Source organism: Lelliottia sp. RWM.1 (genome assembly GCF_016859735.1).
In the GTDB taxonomy this organism is placed as follows: Bacteria; Pseudomonadota; Gammaproteobacteria; order Enterobacterales; family Enterobacteriaceae; genus Enterobacter.
On the sequence record NZ_WLVC01000006.1, the window covers coordinates 130767 to 148926 of the forward strand.

Annotated in this window: 14 protein-coding genes; 3 read left to right on the forward strand and 11 right to left on the reverse strand. The window is 52.3% G+C overall.

From position 1 onward, the window contains the following. Position 1 precedes the first annotated feature (1 nt). Both GF617_RS07630 and bglX read right to left on the reverse strand, forming a co-directional pair. Positions 2-919: an ABC transporter substrate-binding protein gene (locus GF617_RS07630; RefSeq protein WP_181620113.1), complete on the reverse strand. Its 918-nt coding sequence runs from the start codon at positions 917-919 to the stop codon at positions 2-4. A gap of 144 nt (positions 920-1063) precedes the next feature. Further along, entirely contained in the window at positions 1064-3361 is a 2298-nt protein-coding gene (bglX, locus tag GF617_RS07635) for a beta-glucosidase BglX (RefSeq protein ID WP_203451431.1), read from the reverse strand. A 189-nt stretch (positions 3362-3550) separates the two neighbouring features. Here bglX and dld point away from each other — a divergent pair, with 189 nt between their 5' ends. Further along, on the forward strand, positions 3551-5317 hold the full coding sequence (gene dld, locus GF617_RS07640; RefSeq protein ID WP_181620115.1) for a D-lactate dehydrogenase: 1767 nt from the start codon (positions 3551-3553) through the stop codon (positions 5315-5317). Positions 5318-5411: 94 nt separating this feature from the next. After that, positions 5412-5966 (forward strand): GNAT family N-acetyltransferase, encoded by a 555-nt coding sequence (locus tag GF617_RS07645; RefSeq protein WP_181620116.1) that lies wholly within the window; start codon positions 5412-5414, stop codon positions 5964-5966. A gap of 81 nt (positions 5967-6047) precedes the next feature. Here GF617_RS07645 and pbpG read toward each other — a convergent pair whose 3' ends face one another. Further along, entirely contained in the window at positions 6048-6968 is a 921-nt protein-coding gene (pbpG, locus tag GF617_RS07650; RefSeq protein ID WP_181620117.1) for a D-alanyl-D-alanine endopeptidase, read from the reverse strand. A gap of 167 nt (positions 6969-7135) precedes the next feature. Further along, complete coding sequence (locus tag GF617_RS07655) at positions 7136-7723, reverse strand: Yip1 family protein (RefSeq protein WP_181620118.1); 588 nt, start codon at positions 7721-7723, stop codon at positions 7136-7138. 172 nt (positions 7724-7895) lie between these two features. On the opposite strand from GF617_RS07655, the gene GF617_RS07660 reads away from it, so the two are divergent. Next, positions 7896-8462: a DedA family protein gene (locus tag GF617_RS07660; protein ID WP_203451432.1), complete on the forward strand. Its 567-nt coding sequence runs from the start codon at positions 7896-7898 to the stop codon at positions 8460-8462. Between the two features lie 22 nt (positions 8463-8484). Here GF617_RS07660 and mdtQ read toward each other — a convergent pair whose 3' ends face one another. From mdtQ to GF617_RS07695, 7 genes are all read right to left on the reverse strand, one after another. Then, complete coding sequence (gene mdtQ / locus GF617_RS07665; protein WP_181620120.1) at positions 8485-9903, reverse strand: multidrug resistance outer membrane protein MdtQ; 1419 nt, start codon at positions 9901-9903, stop codon at positions 8485-8487. Positions 9904-10241: 338 nt separating this feature from the next. Next, positions 10242-11636, reverse strand: a complete 1395-nt coding sequence (locus tag GF617_RS07670) for a glycoside hydrolase family 1 protein (protein WP_181620121.1) — start codon at positions 11634-11636, stop codon at positions 10242-10244. 12 nt (positions 11637-11648) lie between these two features. Continuing rightward, positions 11649-13508, reverse strand: a complete 1860-nt coding sequence (gene bglF, locus GF617_RS07675; protein WP_203451433.1) for a PTS beta-glucoside transporter subunit IIABC — start codon at positions 13506-13508, stop codon at positions 11649-11651. Between the two features lie 136 nt (positions 13509-13644). Continuing rightward, positions 13645-14478 carry a BglG family transcription antiterminator LicT gene (gene licT, locus GF617_RS07680; protein ID WP_181620123.1) on the reverse strand — a complete coding sequence of 278 codons (834 nt, stop codon included), beginning with the start codon at positions 14476-14478 and terminating at the stop codon, positions 13645-13647. A 165-nt stretch (positions 14479-14643) separates the two neighbouring features. Further along, a complete protein-coding gene (locus GF617_RS07685) occupies positions 14644-15933 on the reverse strand; it encodes a carbohydrate porin (protein ID WP_239006384.1) in 1290 nt (429 codons plus the stop codon). 421 nt (positions 15934-16354) lie between these two features. Further along, positions 16355-17287: a tRNA dihydrouridine(16) synthase DusC gene (dusC, locus tag GF617_RS07690; RefSeq protein ID WP_181620125.1), complete on the reverse strand. Its 933-nt coding sequence runs from the start codon at positions 17285-17287 to the stop codon at positions 16355-16357. Between the two features lie 41 nt (positions 17288-17328). After that, positions 17329-18126 carry a helix-turn-helix transcriptional regulator gene (locus GF617_RS07695; protein WP_203451435.1) on the reverse strand — a complete coding sequence of 266 codons (798 nt, stop codon included), beginning with the start codon at positions 18124-18126 and terminating at the stop codon, positions 17329-17331. Positions 18127-18160 lie beyond the last annotated feature (34 nt).

Below are 18160 nucleotides of genomic sequence, written 5' to 3' on the forward strand. Positions count from 1 at the left end.
GTTACTTCACAAACCCTTGTTGCTTCAGGAAGTCGGCAGCCACTTTTTTGGCATCCAGCCCCTCAACTGCAATGCTGGCATTCAGCTGTTGCAGCGTTTTTTCATCCAGCTTTTCAAACACGGGCTTGAGCCATTCCGCAATTTCAGGGTTAGCCTTCAGCGTCGCTTCGCGTACCACGGGTGTTGGAGCATAAATCGGCTGAACACCTTTCGGATCGGTCAGGGTTTGCAGGCCAAGAGCCGCTACCGGGCCATCCGTTCCGTAAGCCATCGCCGCATTCACACCAGAGATTTGCTGCGCCGCGGCTTTGATGGTCACCGCGGTATCCCCACCCGCAAGCGACAGCAACTGAGCCTGATCAAGTTTGAAACCATAGGCTTTTTCAAATGCCGGTAACGCATCAGCGCGTTCGATAAATTCCGCCGACGCGGCAAGTTTAAAATCACCCTTTTCATTCAGATAACGGCTGAGATCTTCAAGCGAGGTAAGTTTGCCCTTTTCGGCAATGTCCTTACGAACGGCAATCGTCCAGGTATTGTTGGCCGGAGCAGGCGTCAGCCAGACCAGTTTGTTCTGTTCAGCATCAAGCTTTTTGACTTTTTCGTAGCCTGCCTGGGCATTTTTCCAGGCCGGATCGTTTTCATCTTTGAAGAAGAATGCACCGTTACCGGTATATTCAGGATAGATATCCAGCTCACCGGATGTGATCGCCCCGCGTACAACAGGCGTCGTGCCAAGCTGAACTTTGTTGACCGTTTTAACTCCGTGGCTTTCAAGCACCTGCAAAATAATATTGCCGAGCAGTGCCCCTTCGGTATCAATCTTTGAACCCACTTTGACCGGTTCTGCCGCCTGTAACGGCAGACTCAACGCCGCCAGAATCAGCGCAGAGCCCATAGCCCCTTTCGCAATTGTCATTCTGCTTTCCTCATTTTTTTGCGCCCTTTTCAGGGGCTTGAGAGAAAAGCGTAGTTTAAAAAGGAGGAATTAACCGCTGAAATGCGATTTTTGCATCAGGTAAGCGGCCTCCCCCATAACAGGGGGAGGCCGGAGGGAAGGATGTTACAGCAGTTCGAACTCGCCTTTATTCACCCGGGCAGAATCCACGCCGATAAAGACGTTAAACTTGCCTGGTTCAGCATCATACTTCATCTGCTGGTTCCAGAACTTCAGTGCATCAATGTCGATCGGGAAGCTGACCGTTTTGGTTTCACCCGGTTTCAGATCCACTTTCTCAAAACCACGCAACTGTTTCACCGGGCGGCTCATGGACGCAGTGACATCCTGCAAATACAGCTGAATAACCGTTGCGCCTTCACGCTTACCGGTATTGGTTACTTCAACACTGGCCGTGACCTTGCCATCACGTTTCATTGAGGCCGCAGACATTTTCACGTCAGAGACCGTGAACGTGGTGTAGCTCAGGCCGTAGCCAAACGGATAAAGCGGGCCATTGGCCTCATCGAAGTAACGTGAAGTGTATTTGTTCGGTTTGTCGGCGTTATACGGACGGCCAGTATTCAGGTGGCTGTAGTAAACCGGGATCTGCCCGACAGAGCGCGGGAAGGACATCGGCAGCTTACCTGACGGGTTGTAATCACCAAACAGCACGTCAGCAATGGCGTTACCGCCTTCCGTACCGGCGAACCAGGTTTCCAGAATCGCATCAGCCTGTTGGTCTTCTTTCACCAGGGCCAGAGGACGGCCGTTCATCAACACCAGCACCAGAGGTTTTCCGGTAGCTTTCAGTGCGGCAATCAGGTCACGCTGGCTTTGCGGAATGGTAATGTCGGTGCGGCTGGAGGCTTCGTGGGCCATGCCCTGCGCTTCCCCGACCACAGCCACCACCACATCAGACTGCTTCGCTGCGTTAACCGCTTCGTCGATCATCTCTTTTGACGAGCGAGGATCAACGTTCACCGCCTCTTCATACTGGTTCAGGAAGGTCACGATGTCTTTGTCATTGGTGACGTTCGCACCTTTGGCGTAGATCACTTTGCCCTTGTCGCCGACAGCATTTTTAATACCGGTCAACACGGTTATAGACTGATCGGCCACACCTGCTGCAGACCAGCTCCCCATGACGTCACGCTTGCTGTCCGCCAGCGGCCCCACAACAGCCACCGTCGCTGACTTGTTCAACGGCAGGGTTTCAAGACGGTTTTTCAGCAGCACCAGGCTTTCACGCGCCACTTCACGGGCGTCCTTACGGTGCAGACGGCTTTCAGCGTTAGTATCCACCGGATCAGAATCTTTCGGTCCAAGATGGCTATACGGATCGTTAAACAGCCCCATGTCATATTTCACGTTCAGCACATGACGGGTGGCATCGTCCAGCTCCGCCATTGTCACCTTGCCGCTCTTCACAAGACCTGGCAGATATTTGCTGTAATACTCGTCGCTCATGCTCATGTTGATACCCGACTTGAGCGCCACGCGCACCGCGTCTTCCGGGTCAGAAGCCACGCCGTGTTTAATTAACTCTTTGATTGCACCGTGGTCAGAAACAGTAATGCCTTTAAAGCACCACTGATCGCGCAGAACATCTTTCAGCAACCACGCATCAGAAGTGGCTGGCGTACCGTTCAGCGAGTTCAGCGCCACCATAACTGCACCGCTGCCGGCATCCAGACCGGCTTTGTACGGAGGCATGTAGTCGTTGAACAGGCGCTGCGGGCTCATATCGACGGTGTTGTACTCTTTCCCGCCTTCTACCGCACCATAGGCCGCGAAGTGTTTGACGCTGGTCATGACAGAATAGCGGTCGGCCGGGCTTTTCCCCTGCATCGCTTCAACCATGGTTTTCCCCATGGTTGCCGTTAAATAGGTATCTTCGCCAAAGCCTTCAGAGGCACGGCCCCAGCGCGGATCACGGGAAACATCCACCATCGGAGCCCAGGTCATATTCAGACCATCATCCGCCGCTTCATAGGCGGAAACGCGTCCCACGGTTTTGACCGCATCGAGGTTAAAGGAGGAGGCTAAACCGAGGCTAATCGGGAAAACAGTGCGTTGTCCATGCAGCACGTCATAGGCAAAGAACAGTGGGATCTTCAAACGACTGAGATCCATCACCTGATCCTGCATCTTCCGAATATCCTCGCGGGTGACGGTATTAAAGATCGCACCAACCTGGCTACCTTTAATCATCTCGCGGATGGCCTCTTTCGGGTTATCCGGGCCGACGCTGATAAGACGGAGCTGACCGATTTTCTCATCAACCGTCATCTTCTTGAGCAATTCCGTGACAAAGGCGTCCCGGGCTTCAGGCGTGAGGGGATGATTGCCAAACAGATCATCTGCCAGTGCAGGTTGCAGCGCCAGGCTGACGGCAACACCTACAGAACAAAGCCATTTCATGTTGTTTTACTCTCTCATCAATAACCGCCGGAAGATCTCGGCCAAACCGTGCGAAAAGCGCAGTGTGCCACAAACCCTTTGTACCTTGCAGGGTTATTCTCTGATTTTTCTCGTGAATACTCGACCGCTTAACAGTTAATCGCGCTATGCTTTACAGCGAGAAATTTGCCCCACCACAAGGAGTGGAAGATGTCTTCTGTTCGAACTCACGATAACAATGCATTCATTAACGAACTGTCGCGCCTGGTTGGTCACTCTCACCTGCTAACTGACCCGGCCAAAACGGCACGCTATCGCAAGGGTTTTCGTTCCGGCCAGGGCGATGCGCTGGCCGTTGTTTTCCCCGGCACGCTGCTGGAACTGTGGCGCGTACTGAGCGCTTGCGTCGCTGCCGATAAAATTATTTTAATGCAGGCCGCCAATACCGGTCTGACCGAAGGTTCGACCCCAAGCGGCAACGATTATGACCGTGATATCGTCATCATCAGCACCCTGCGGCTCGATAAACTTCACCTGCTGGATAAAGGCGAGCAGGTGCTTGCCTACCCTGGCACAACGCTCTATTCCCTTGAAAAAGCGCTCAAGCCGTTTGGTCGTGAACCACATTCGGTGATCGGTTCATCCTGCATTGGCGCCTCCGTGGTCGGCGGGATCTGTAATAACTCCGGGGGGTCGCTGGTACAACGTGGCCCGGCTTATACCGAGATGTCACTCTTCGCCCGTATCGACGAAAACGGCAAGCTCCGTCTGGTGAACCACCTGGGGATTGAGTTGGGCGACACGCCTGAACAGATCCTGAGTAAACTGGATGATGACCGCGTGAAGGATGAAGATGTTCTGCATGATGGCCGTCATGCTCACGATCATGATTATGTGACCCGGGTACGTGACATCGACGCTGACACGCCTGCACGCTATAACGCTGACCCGGATCGCCTGTTTGAGTCTTCAGGATGTGCCGGAAAACTGGCGGTGTTTGCCGTTCGTCTGGATACATTCCCGGCAGAAAAAAACCAACAGGTGTTCTATATCGGGACCAACCAGCCTGAGGTTCTGACCGAGATTCGTCGTCATATTTTGGGGAAATTCACCCACTTGCCGGTGGCCGGTGAGTATATGCACCGGGATATTTACGATATTGCCGAACGCTATGGCAAAGATACCTTCCTGATGATCGACAAACTCGGCACAGACAAAATGCCGTTCTTCTTTACGATGAAAGGCCGTACCGACGCGATGCTGGACAAAGTCTCGCTCTTTAAGCCGCACTTTACCGACCGCTTTATGCAGAAACTGGGGACTGTCTTCCCGGCACATTTACCGACGCGGATGAAAAGCTGGCGGGATAAATACGAGCACCATCTGCTGCTGAAAATGGCGGGCGACGGAATTACCGAAGCGCAGGCCTGGCTCAGCGAATTCTTCAAAACGGCAGAAGGCGACTTCTTTGCCTGTACACCTGAAGAGGGCAGCAAAGCCTTTTTACATCGTTTTGCGGCGGCTGGCGCAGCCATCCGTTATCAGGCCGTCCATTCTGATGAGGTTGAAGATATTCTGGCACTGGATATTGCTCTGCGACGCAACGATACCGAATGGTTTGAACATCTGCCGCCGGAAATCGACAGCAAACTGGTGCATAAACTCTATTATGGCCACTTTATGTGTTATGTCTTCCACCAGGATTACATCGTCAAAAAAGGGGTCGATGCGCATGCGCTGAAAGAGCAAATGTTGACGCTACTGCAGGAACGTGGTGCGCAATACCCGGCCGAACATAACGTCGGACATCTGTATAAAGCACCCGAAACGCTTAAGCGTTTTTATCGTGAGAATGACCCTACAAACAGTATGAACCCCGGAATTGGTAAGACGACACGGCATAAATACTGGAAAGAGCGTGAAGAAGCAGAGCAGAGTGATACGCAAGCTGCTGATCAAACTGTAAAGCCACACTGAAGCCATTGTTAAGCCCTCGTCAATCGTACTAGAGTAGTGCCATGTTGCCGGAGAAACGTTTCTCCGGCTTTCCATGACGAGGAGCAAGCACATCATGTCGGCTGTTGATATTTTATCCGAAACCGAAGTTGAAGTGCGCGATGCCCTGCCAGACGACGTACATGCCATCGCGGCAATTTACGCCTGGCATGTTCTTAATGGACGCGCGTCGTTCGAAGAAATTCCCCCTACGATCGATGAAATGCGCCTGCGTATGAAAAAGGTCGCCGATAACGGTTTGCCCTGGCTGGTCGCCCTTTATCGGGGCATCGTTGTTGGATATTGCTACGCCACTCTGTACCGACCTCGCCCTGCCTACCGTTATACCCTTGAAGAGTCTATCTACGTGGATGCCAGTACAACCGGGAAAGGGTTCGGCTCCGCGCTTATGGACACATTAATTGAACGTTGCGAACAAGGGCAATGGCGGCAAATCATCGCCATTGTCGGTGACGGGAATAACAATGCGGGTTCCTTGCGGCTGCATAAGAAGCATGGTTTTGAGGTGGTGGGTCAGTTGCGCAGTGTAGGCTATAAAAAAGGTGACTGGCGGGATACGGTCATCATGCAGCGTCCACTCAATGATGGCGACTGGACGCTGCCGGAATAAAATGCAAAACAGTAACATTCGTTACCGTTTTTAATGTTTTCTCCCTCTCCCGTGGGAGAGAGCATTAGCCCGCGCAGACCATCAGTCGTTTTGCGCAGTCGCCATCTGTTCAGCTTTTTGCTTTTTATAACTCAACGCTGCTGCCGGAACAGGCTGGACTTTCCCGGTCTCAATCCAGGTACGCAGACGACTGGCGTCAGCAAAGTGCGTGTATTTGCCAAACGCATCCATCACGACCAGCGCCACTGGCTTACCGTTAAACACGGTACGCATCACCAGACAGTGCCCTGCCGCATTGGTAAACCCGGTTTTGGTTAACTGAATATTCCAGTTATCGCGATACACCAGATGGTTAGTGTTGCGGAACGGCAGTGTATACGCCGGGTTCGCAAAGGTCGCCATCTCTTCTCGCGTCGTACTGAGCTGACCAATAAGCGGATATTGCTTGCTGGCAATCAGCAGTTTGGTCAAATCACGCGCCGTGGAGACGTTATGAATCGACAGGCCAGTGGGTTCCACGTAGTGAGTATTCGTCATGCCCAGGGATTTAGCTTTTGCATTCATGGCACGAATAAACGCGTCATATCCGCCAGGGTAGTGGTGTGCAAGGCTTGCAGCCGCACGGTTTTCTGACGACATCAGCGCCAACAGCAGCATATTTTTACGGCTGATTTCGCTGTTCAGACGTACACGAGAGTATATCCCCTTCATTTCCGGCGTCTGGCTGATATCAACTTTCAGTTTTTCATCCAGCGGCAGTCGCGCATCAAGCACCACCATCGCGGTCATTAATTTGGTAATAGAAGCGATGGGACGCACCAGATCCGGGTGGCTGGCGTAGATCACCTGGTTGGTGTTCAGATCGACAATCATCGCGCTGCCGGAGGCAATTTCCGGTTGGGCAGCGGTGGTCACAGCGGGCGTTTTGGCAATCGCTGGCGCGGCAACAGGCGTACCCAGGATCAGCGCAAGGCTAAGTAAAGAAACTCGGAATTTCAGCATGGTGAGGCTTCTGATAATTATTCACGCACGTAATGACGTACACCGCCTGTGTTGACGAATACACACAGGCTGGCAACGGCATAATAGCGATGACCGTGCCATGCCGCCAGCGAAGAATCGTGAACAGATGCTGCATTGCTGGCATTTACGCCAGCAATGCAGTGAGCTTAGAACAGACGGTATCCATAACCCCAAAGAATAACCGTCAGTGCCAGTAACGCCTCCAGGACCAGCACACCAATAGCAAGTGTTGAGCTGGAGAAGCTCAGGCCCTCTTCTTTATTGATATTCAGGAAGGTTGGAACCCCCAGATACAGCAGATAACCTGTGTAAAAGAGAGCCACAGTACCGATCAGCGCGCACAACCAGACCAGTGGATAGAGCGCAACAATGCCGCTTAAGAACAGCGGTGTCGCAACATATCCGGCAAAGACCATACAATGCGCCAGCGACGGGCGTTGAGGATAGTTACGTGCCATCCAGTGAATGACGCGTCCCATGACTGCGACTCCCGCCAGCATCAAACCGTAAAACAGGATGGCAAGGTATAACCCGGTAAACCAGGAGAGCTGGACAACAGTACCATCACCGAAATTCCAGCCGATTTGTGTTGTTCCAATAAATGCGCAGATCACCGGTACAGCCGCCATGAGCAATACATGGTGTGTATAGTGATGCGCGACCGTTTCATTCTCGCCTCTGATCACATGCATTTCACGATCGGGATGGGAGAACAGCCCCCAGACATGGTTCATAACGCCCCCTTGTTGTCGGCCCGTCAGCGATACTTCAAGTATAATGCAGCTTTTGATTATTTTATGAACAACACTAAAAATGCCGCTCGGGTAAATCACCGTGATTGCGCCATTATTGATTCATGGGGTATATGATTAATGCAGGTACGCACAGGGAGACTACGCTGAGTTTATGGATATCAATGGTCTGATTGAACAATATGGGTACGCCGCATTAGTGATAGGCAGCGTGGCAGAAGGCGAAACCATCACCCTGCTTGGCGGTGTGGCGGCACATCAGGGATTGCTTCGCTTCCCCCTGGTGGTTGCGGCCGTGGCGTTAGGTGGGATGATTGGTGACCAGTTGCTCTACTTTTTAGGTCTGCGCTTTGGGCCGACACTTCTGCGACGCTTCTCGAAGCATCGAAAGAAAGTTCGTCGTGCCCAGCAGTTGATCCAGCGCCATCCTTACCTGTTTGTGATCGGAACGCGCTTTATGTACGGCTTTAGGATTATCGGGCCATTACTCATTGGCGCGAGTCGTTTACCCCCTCATATTTTCCTGCCCTTAAATATTCTGGGTGCAATCGCCTGGGCGTTGATCTTCACAACACTTGGCTATGTTGGTGGCGAAGTGATTGGCCCATGGCTACACAATCTCGATCAGCATGTTAAGCACTGGGCCTGGTTGATTCTGGTGGTTGTCCTGGTGATTGCCGTCCGGTTGTGGCTAAAACACCGAGAACAGAAGCGGGAGTAAGCGCCCTCTCCCGGCAAAAAACTCACCCTGGGTGATACCCCCCTCCCAGGGCTGACGTGAGCTGAAGCGTGGCATCCACGTATTGTCCTTGCAACATCAGGCCGGCAATCTCTTCCTGCAACGCAGGAATTTTCGCTTCACTGACACGGGAGCCTGCAATCAACCCGGCGCTGAACCGCGCCTGCGCAAGGTTGACAACCCTGGCGGCATCCTGTTCTACGTGTCGCTGTTGCTGGTTTTTAGTGACCAGGGTTTCCACTTCACTTGCCGTACGCGTGACCTGGTTCACCGCCTCTACAACGGCTTTGTTGTAATCGGCAATTGTCAGGTTGCTTTGCGCCTGCGCAATATCGAGCGCGGCATTCAGACGACCGCTATCAAAAATAGGTAGCGAGACCCCTGCCGTGACGCCCATTTGTTGCGCCGAATGGCGGAACAGATCGCTCAGATGTAAAGCATCTTGCTGTAAAAACGCCATCAGGTTGAAATCCGGATAGAATGCCGCTTTCGCGGCGTCAACGTTGCTCATCGAGGCTGCAATATACCAGTGCGCTTCCTGAAGATCGGGACGGCGCGCCAACAGTTCATAACGTAACGTGGACGGTAAAGAGGCTTCAACTCCCGGTAAATCATGGCGAGACAGCCTGACCGGTGAGGTGTTGGTCAACGCCTGTAACCGCGCTTCAATCCCCTTCATTGTGCCAGTCACTTCCGCAATACGTGCCTCGGTTTTACTGGCATTAATATCGGTCTCAATCCCTTCTACCGACGAGGTGATCCCGTGCTGATAAAGCTCGTTATCCGCTGCAATCAGGGTATTTTGCTCCTGCCTGATGGCCGTCAGCACAGTGCCAATCGCAGCCTGAGTCTGCCACTTCCAGTAAAGCCGGGCCACGCTGGTGGCAAGCAACTGGCGGGTTTGTTCCAGCTCCGCTTTTTGCGCATTGACCTTACCGATACGCGCCTCAACGCGTGCGCGATTTTTCCCCCACAGATCCAGATCCCAGCCCGCCGTCACGCCAAAGGTCCCGTTGGTGTACCAGGGGCCCGTCGTTCCCGCTGCGGGATCAGTGAGCGCAAATGGCCCCATCAGCCCCTCTGCCGACATTTTTTGCCGTTCCACATCTGCGGAGAAGTCGATCTGCGGCCCATCGGCAGCCATCGTGGCTTTAGCCTGAGCTTCTGCCAGCGTAATACGCTGACGAGCAATATGCATATCCGGCGCATCATCGAGCGCCTTTACAATCAGCCCCGTCAACTGAGGATCGTGGTAATCCTTCCACCACTCACTTTTCGGCCAGTCTTTATGGCTCAGTGAAGTACTAACCTCTGTGACAACGGACTGTATCTTTTCAGGCGATACGGAAGGATGTTCCGGCGCACAGGCTGCGAGAATTAAAACCAGTGGAGCACTCAGAGATAAAGTCAGAGAACGTTTCATTACGCCATTCACTCAAAAAATAAAGGCGCAAATTACGCTTAATACCTCTCTTTTTTTTAGTCATCGGTGGCAATCCACATATTGTCATATCTCTTTATATTCAGAAAAACATTCACCTTTAAAATTAATAAATTAAATACATTCACTTCAATTATGAATTCTATCCGCAAGGGGCTGCTACACTTAATGACGAGAGACAGACGCAGGAGAGGCGAATGAAAATATTATTGTGGATTATTTTAATTATTTTCCTGATTGGATTACTGGTGGTAACAGGTGTATTCAAGATGATTTTCTGATTAATTTGCCCGGTATTTCACCGGGCAAATTTGATTACGTTACGCTTTCAGAGACGCGCCGTTTGTGGCAATAACCTCTTTGTACCACCAGAAGCTTTTCTTGCGGCTACGGGCAAGCGTACCTTTACCGTTGTCATCCCTGTCGACATAAATAAAACCGTAACGTTTAGACAGCTCCGCTTTTGACGCACTGACCAGGTCGATTGGCCCCCAACTGGTATACCCCATAACCTCAACGCCATCGTCAATGGCTTCGCGCACCTGTACAAGGTGATCGTTAAGATAACTGATACGGTAGTCATCCTGCACCACGCCATTTGCGTCCAGTGTATCTTTTGCGCCCAGACCATTTTCAACGATAAACAGCGGTTTCTGGTAGCGATCCCACAGCACGTTTAGCAGCGTGCGCAGGCCAACTGGATCGATTTGCCAGCCCCACTCAGAGCTCGCCAGATGCGGGTTCGGAACCATGCTCAGAATGTTACCGCGAGCCTGCTGGTTCAGCTCTTCATCCGTGGTGACACAGCCCGTCATGTAATAGCTGAACGAGATAAAATCGATGGTCGATTTTAGCGCCTCGCGGTCAGCGTCAGTGATCTCAAGCTGAATGCCGTTATCACGGAAGAAGCGCAGCATGTAGCCCGGATACGCACCGCGGCACTGCACATCACCGAAGAACTGCCATGCGCGGTTTTCCTGTAACGCCTCCAGCACATCATCTGGTTTACAGGTCAACGGATACACCAGACCACCCAGCAGCATATTGCCGATTTTGGCGTCCGGAATAATCTGATGACAGGCGTTAACCGCCAGAGCGCTGGCGACCAGTTGATGGTGAATCGCCTGGTAGACTTCCGCTTTGCTGCTGGTTTCTGGCAGACCAACCCCGGTCATTGGGGCATGCAGTGACATGTTGATCTCGTTGAAGGTCAGCCACAGTTTCACTTTTTCTTTGTAGCGCGCAAACACGGTGCGGGCATAGCGCTCAAAGAAACCAATCACCTGACGGTTGCCCCAGCCACCGTACTGTTTCACCAGCCCCCACGGCATTTCGTAGTGTGAGAGCGTCACCATCGGCATAATGTTATGTGCTGCCAGTTCGTCAAACAGCTTGTCGTAAAATGCCAGTCCCGCTTCGTTTGGCTGCTGTTCGTCGCCGTTAGGGAAAATACGCGTCCAGGCAATAGAAACACGCAGGCAGCTAAAGCCCATCTCCGCAAACAACTGAATGTCTTCCGGATAACGATGGTAGAAATCAATCGCCACGTCTTTGATGCCGCTGTCCCCGGCGACACGCTCTACCACTTGTCCAAACACGCCTTGCGGCTGGACGTCAGAGGTGGACAAACCTTTACCATCATCCAGGTAAGCACCTTCTACCTGATTCGCGGCAACTGCACCGCCCCATAAAAATGTCTCCGGGAAAGTTTTCATCACGTTCTCCTGTTATTGATGGCTTACGCTGAGTAACGGCATTCCGGCGTTGACGGATGTGGCCGCCACCGTCGCTACGTCACGATACTCGTCGCTGTTACTGATAATAATGGGGGTCGCCAGATCGTATCCGGCATCGATAATGGCCTGTCTGTCGAACTCCAGCAGCAAATCACCTGGCTGCACTTTGTCACCCACTTTCACGTGTGCGGTAAAAGGCTTACCGTCGAGCTTCACCGTGTCGATCCCGACGTGGATCAGCACTTCAATACCGCTGTCGCTGAGCAGACCAATCGCATGTTTAGTCTGAAACAGTGAAGCGACTTCACCGGCAAACGGGGCAATCACTTTATTGTCGGAAGGAATAATAGCCGCGCCTTTACCCAGCAAACCGCTGGCGAACGTGGTGTCCGGCACATTTTCCAGTACCAGTACCGTTCCGGTCATCGGGGATAACACATCATCTTCACCTGGCGTAACCGGCACGATGGCATCAGACGTATTGCGCCCTGGCATACCCGCGACAAGCGTCATGGCACAGCTTAATACCAGCGCCACCAGCGTACCGATAATACCGCCCCACAGCGTGGCATCTACGCCACCCGGCGGGATCATCTGCGCAACGGTAAAGATATTGGCAAAACCGAAAGAGTAAACGTGGGTATCACTGAAGCCCACAATCGCACCGCCAATCGCCCCTGCCACACAGCCGAAGATAAAGGGACGGCGTAGCGGGAGGTTAACGCCATAGACGGCTGGTTCGGTAATACCGAAAATCCCTGCCGTTACGGAAGAACCCGCCAGCATTTTCTGACGCGCATCACGAGTGCGAAGGAAAATCCCCAGCGCTGCTCCCACCTGGCCAAATACGGCTGGCAGCAACATCGGCAGCATCGAATCATGGCCCAATACTGCCAGGTTGTTGATCATCAGTGGAACCAGGCCCCAGTGCAGACCGAAGATCACACACACCTGCCACAGTGCGCCCATTGCCGCCCCTGCCAGCCATGGAGCAAGAACATAAATCCATTGATAGCCGTTAGCCAGCAACTGGCTAAGCCAGGTGGCCAGCGGGCCAATTACCAGAAACGTTAATGGAACCGTAATGCCTAAACAGATCAGCGGGGCAAAGAAGTTTTTCATCGATGCTGGCAACCGCTTTGTGCTCTGTTTTTCCAGCCAGCAACTGACCCACGCGGCAAGAATGATTGGGATCACCGACGAACTGTAATTGAACCAGGTGACCGGAACTCCGAGAAATGCATCAGCAACGGCCCCCGGTTGCTGGCTGGCGTTAAACGCCCCAATCATCATCGGATGGGTCAGCGCCCCGCCAATGACCATCGTAATAAACGGATTACCACCAAACTTCTTCCCGGCGGTGTAGCCCAGCACCAGCGGGAAGAAGAAGAACAGCGCATCACTGGCCGCAAACCAGATTTTGTAAGTCCCACTCTCGGTGGTGAGCCAGCCGCAGACCACCGCCAGCGCCAGCAGTCCTTTCAAAATACCGGAGGCTGCCAGGATGCCGATAAATGGCGTAAAAATGCCTGAAACAATATCGATTAACCGCCCAAGAAGATTACCTTTTTCGCCTTTATCTTCCACTTCTGGTGCATCATCCGTCAGCCCAGCTTCATTGCGCACAGCATTCCAGACATCGTGAACGTGATTGCCAATCACCACCTGAAACTGACCACCGCTTTCAACCACCATGATCACGCCAGGGTTCTTTTTCAGCCCCTCAGCATCCGCTTTTTGATTCTCTTTGAGTTTGAAGCGAAGCCGGGTCGCACAGTGTACAAGGCTGACAATGTTCTCTTTTCCGCCAACGTGGCCGAGAATATCCTTCGCTAAAGCCTGGTATTCCATCTCGATTTCCTTACATCCGATGTCCGCAGACACCTGTTGACTGAGTATAAAAATAAAAAAACCCGAGAACGTCCTCCTTTCAGAAGCCGCACTCAGGTTTTGCCTGCGTTATGCAGTAACAATCCAGTTTTGAGGCTTAACGCCCCTCTTTTCTCACCCGTTCGATATGAATGGCGAGGAACATGATTTCTTCGGTTGTCAGCTCACGCTGATAACTTTTCTGCAAATGCTGGGCTATCTTCTCGGCGCATTTCCACGCTTTCGCGTAGTTGTCTTTCACCGCCGTATGTAACGACACATCGTCATCCTCCACCACGGTGCGGGTTAACATCCGCTGGGCAAAAAACTTCAGATGGGTGACAAAGCGCTGATAGCTAAGCGACTCTTCATCGTATTCCAGCTGCAACTGATACTTCACCAGTTGCAGGATCTCCTGCATGACCCGGGTAACGTGCATCACTTCGGGCATCTCACTGTTCAGTTGCGCCGTGACCAGATGCAGTGCGATAAACCCGGCCTCATCCTCAGCCAGCTCGACGTTCAGGCGTTTGGCAATAATGGCCCGTGCCTCCTGCCCCAAATCGAACTCCTTCGGATACAGTCGTTTGATATCCCACAGCAGCACGTTTTTGATTGCGAGGCCTTTCTTTTGCCGCTCAATCGCAAAATAGCAGTGGTCCGTTAAGGTGATATACAAACTGTCCTGCAATTTCCCCAGCCGTTGTGCCGCCAGACCAATGATACGGTCACAGGTGGTCATCACTTCCAGCGGGATTTGGTTCAGCAACTCCCCCAGTCGACGCACCAGCTCATCACTTTGCAGTGCGAATACCTTTTCAACTTGCGCGGTATCCAGATCTTCACCGACGCGTTTCTGGAAGGCCAATCCTCGCCCCATTACGACCTGTTCGCGCCCGCGTTCATCCTGAACAACCACCACATTATTATTAAGAATTTTGGCGATTTTCATCGGAACCCCAGAAACAAAAAAACCTGACCTCCGGCAGAAGCCAGAAAATCAGGTTTTGCCTGCAGAAGCAGTAACAATCCAGTTCTGGCACTCTATCAGTTTCATTCGCAGCCTCAATCGGTCACGGGTAAAAACGTGACGCAGATCGAACTTGCCGCTGCGATATTAGAACGTCACGACGGTTTTTAGCTCTGTCACCCATGCATCCTGAGTTCTGGAAATACCGCCAGGGTGATGCCAGTACTGAATACCCGGCTGTAACTCAAGCCACGCCACAGGCCGGAAACGATAGTAAAACTCTCCGTTCAGTGAATGACCTGGAACTGGACGATATGCCGGGTCGTTGTAGTCAGAGATCCCACTCAGGCTATTCATATATCGCTGGTTGCGTGCGTACTGGTTGCTCATATCAATCCACGTCAGACCAAAGCCAATCCAGTCTTCCGGTCGGGCATCAAACAGCCCGCGATAACGCAACGAAGCGGCATAAACCTGATGTATGTAGTTTGTGCTCTGATCGGCAAGACTCATGCTCAGGGAGGTACTTAACCCACGGCTGGGATCGTCCTGATGCTGCGTCAACTGCTGGTTAAGCCCTGCATACATGAACCAGGTACGATTATGTTTCTCATAACCGTCTGGATCGCTTGCACCCGCACCGCCCGATTCGCCGCGATAGAGATCGGTTTGCGGCGCATTAGTGAACACCACGCCCAGGTTATAAGCTCCCGGCAAGCCGTTGATCAGAGGACGGGCCTCAATTTCCACCGGCAACAATACCCCTTTGCTGCCTTTCGTGGACCAGCTCCAGGCATGGTTACGGCTGGAGGCATCCGGATTCTGCTCCATCACACCGCCTTTTAAGGTGACGGTTGGTGTGATTTTGTACTCCAGCGTGGTTCCCCAGGTATGGACGTTCCAGTTGTTCCAGGTCAGGGAGTTGGCTGATTTTCCGCCGCATTGAGAGAGCATCTGGAAGTCACACGGAATGATTTGATCGAAGGTCTGAACTTTATTCATCATCCCGATACGCCAGGTCAAACGTCGGTCGTCAAAGCTCCGGGCAAACGTCAGCCAACCCAGACGAGTGATGGACTGCCCGCCCCAGCTTTCCTGCGTCAAATCGTTAAAGTTAACGCGCGGGTCCTGCACCCGTTTGGTGGTAAGATCGTCGTTATGGTTACGGTTGACGATATTCCCTTCAATTCGTGCATCCGCAATGCCCGTCCAGCGCTCCAGATCCTGGTTGAACGTCAGGGCAAACTGATCGATATAGGCCACATGCGAATCGTGGTTGTAACCTCCGCCACCATTCCAGCCAATTTCATTCAGATAACCCAGATTCCAGGTAAAACCGTTATCGTTAAGAATCTTACGAATACCAAGCATATCCCCCAGAATCGGATCGGGCGGAGCCTCAAAACCCAAAACTGTTCCGTTCCACTCTTGCGCCATCGACAGAGGAGAAAACGTCAATAAGGCAAGTGCGCACAGCTTATAGTGAATATTTTTATGTGCCATAATGAAAACCTGTGATTGAGTATTTAGTGCGTAACCGGTCGCAGGCAATTTATATATTGCCTGTCGTCTTTTCATTTATTTTTTGCGTAATAGCAGCCCTGCAGTTATCAATAACCACAACATGCATGCCGATATCGTTCAGAGTCAGGTGTTAAAGCAAATTTTTCTCCTGCGTAAATAACAGGCAAAAAAAAACCTAAGTGCTCCACAACGACAAATGCCGTGGAACGCTTAGGTTTTGCCTGTTAGCCAGTAACAATCCTGCGTTGAAAACAGTGGCACATTAACACCATCGCGCCACGTTGCAAACTGAGAATATTTTATATTTTAAAAAATGTGAGCGAATTAACGCTTATTATTTTGACTGTATCACTCGTGCAATATCTGCGGAGGTCTGTAAGGTACGTATCTCCTGAAATAACCCTAACGCTTCACTGTATTCTTTACGTAAATAACTCAGCCACTGCTTAATACGCGCCACATGATACAACCCTGTGTCACCCTGTTTTTCCAGACGGGTATATTTTTGCAAAAGCGTGACAACATCAGACCAGGCCATACGGGGCTCATTGTATTTCAGCACCCGGCTGAGATTCGGGACATTCAGCGCCCCACGACCGATCATCACGGAATCACAGCCCGTCTCTTTCATACAAGCCTGAGCACTCTCATAATCCCAGATTTCACCATTGGCGATAACCGGGATCGTCAGCCTGTGACGGATCTCGCCAATAGCCTGCCAGTTGATCCGCTCAGCTTTATAGCCGTCTTCTTTCGTCCGCCCGTGCACCACCAGTTCGGTTGCTCCGGCCTGCTGTACTGCATCGGCAATTTCAAACTGCCGGGCATCGCTATCCCAGCCCAGGCGCACTTTCACCGTCACCGGCAGATGGGAAGGAACGGCTTCACGCATCGCTTTCGCACCGCGATAAATCAGCTCCGGATCTTTCAGCAAAGTCGCTCCACCGCCGCTACCGTTTACCATTTTTGATGGGCAACCGCAGTTGAGATCAACACCGTAAGAACCCAGTTCCACAGCGCGCGCGGCGTTCTCCGCCAGCCATTCAGGATACTGACCCAGGAGCTGAATACGCACTAACGTGCCGGAAGTAGTGCGGCTCTGACGATGTAGCTCCGGGCAAAGCCTGTAGAATGATTTTACCGGCAGCAGCATATCAACCACGCGCAAAAACTCCGTGACGCAGAGATCGTAGTCGTTTACCTCGGTCAGCAGCTCGCGCACCAGTGAGTCGAGCACGCCTTCCATTGGGGCCAGTAAAACACGCATATCAGTACCTGTGAAAAAAGACGCGCTATGGTATCTGCTCTCTATACCGCTGGGAAGCCCTTCTGCTCAGGAAGAAATTCTCCCGGCGTGGCATTCAGGATAGAGCGAAACGCTGCGGCGAATGATGACTGGCCTGAAAAGCCCAGCATCCAGGCCACCTGCTTGACAGGTATCCCGTTAGCGAGCAGATCCAGAGAGGCGCAAATCCGCGCTCGTTGCCGCCAGGCGCGGAAACTAAACCCCGTGTCTTTGATAAACAGACGCGAGAATGTGCGCTCAGACATCGCCGCTCGCTCCGCCAGTATTTCCATAGGCATATCCCAGAGATTATTCGCAATGATCTCCCGCGCGGTACGCTGCAATCTCTCATCGACAGGCATAGGGAGTTCGGCCGAAATATGTTGCGTTTCACTCAGGATTTCCAGCAGCAGAACCGCCATCGTACGCTGGCTAGCCTGGCTGTAACCAGCGCTGAACAACCCCCCGATCAGCTCTTTAAACAGCGGCGTGGCCATGATCACATGAACCTCCTCTCTTCGCGTAAAAGGCTCGCAGAGGGCGATCAGAGACGGGCTAAACCAGATTGCGCGTAACGCTGTCTCAGACAGCACGCTGTAGGTATGCTCCTGAAAAGGGGGGATCCAGAGCGCACGCTGAGGCGGGATCACCCAGCGCTGCCTGTCGGTTTCCACCAGCATGACCCCTTTTGTCGCAAACAGAAGCTGTCCCTGCGCGTGATGATGGGGAGGATCGACTTCACCGCGTGCGTAGTTAATTGCCCCTCTGGACCAGCCGATCGCGTCATCGTGAATTGGCGTTCTGTCTATAATGGTTGGCATTTCACCGTCTCCCCTTACCGTTAAGATGATGCTT

Excerpts from the sequence above, each read along its gene's own strand:
- GF617_RS07645 (WP_181620116.1), top strand. The coding sequence starts at position 5,412 with ATGTCGGCTGTTGATATTTTATCCGAAACCGAAGTTGAAGTGCGCGAT.
- GF617_RS07655 (WP_181620118.1), bottom strand. The coding sequence starts at position 7,723 with ATGAACCATGTCTGGGGGCTGTTCTCCCATCCCGATCGTGAAATGCAT.
- GF617_RS07630 (WP_181620113.1), bottom strand. The coding sequence starts at position 919 with ATGACAATTGCGAAAGGGGCTATGGGCTCTGCGCTGATTCTGGCGGCG.
- GF617_RS07660 (WP_203451432.1), top strand. The coding sequence starts at position 7,896 with ATGGATATCAATGGTCTGATTGAACAATATGGGTACGCCGCATTAGTG.
- dld (WP_181620115.1), top strand. The coding sequence starts at position 3,551 with ATGTCTTCTGTTCGAACTCACGATAACAATGCATTCATTAACGAACTG.
- licT (WP_181620123.1), bottom strand. The coding sequence starts at position 14,478 with ATGAAAATCGCCAAAATTCTTAATAATAATGTGGTGGTTGTTCAGGAT.
- mdtQ (WP_181620120.1), bottom strand. The coding sequence starts at position 9,903 with ATGAAACGTTCTCTGACTTTATCTCTGAGTGCTCCACTGGTTTTAATT.
- GF617_RS07695 (WP_203451435.1), bottom strand. The coding sequence starts at position 18,126 with ATGCCAACCATTATAGACAGAACGCCAATTCACGATGACGCGATCGGC.
- GF617_RS07670 (WP_181620121.1), bottom strand. The coding sequence starts at position 11,636 with ATGAAAACTTTCCCGGAGACATTTTTATGGGGCGGTGCAGTTGCCGCG.
- bglF (WP_203451433.1), bottom strand. The coding sequence starts at position 13,508 with ATGGAATACCAGGCTTTAGCGAAGGATATTCTCGGCCACGTTGGCGGA.
- GF617_RS07685 (WP_239006384.1), bottom strand. The coding sequence starts at position 15,933 with ATGGCGCAAGAGTGGAACGGAACAGTTTTGGGTTTTGAGGCTCCGCCC.
- dusC (WP_181620125.1), bottom strand. The coding sequence starts at position 17,287 with ATGCGTGTTTTACTGGCCCCAATGGAAGGCGTGCTCGACTCACTGGTG.
- pbpG (WP_181620117.1), bottom strand. The coding sequence starts at position 6,968 with ATGCTGAAATTCCGAGTTTCTTTACTTAGCCTTGCGCTGATCCTGGGT.
- bglX (WP_203451431.1), bottom strand. The coding sequence starts at position 3,361 with ATGAAATGGCTTTGTTCTGTAGGTGTTGCCGTCAGCCTGGCGCTGCAA.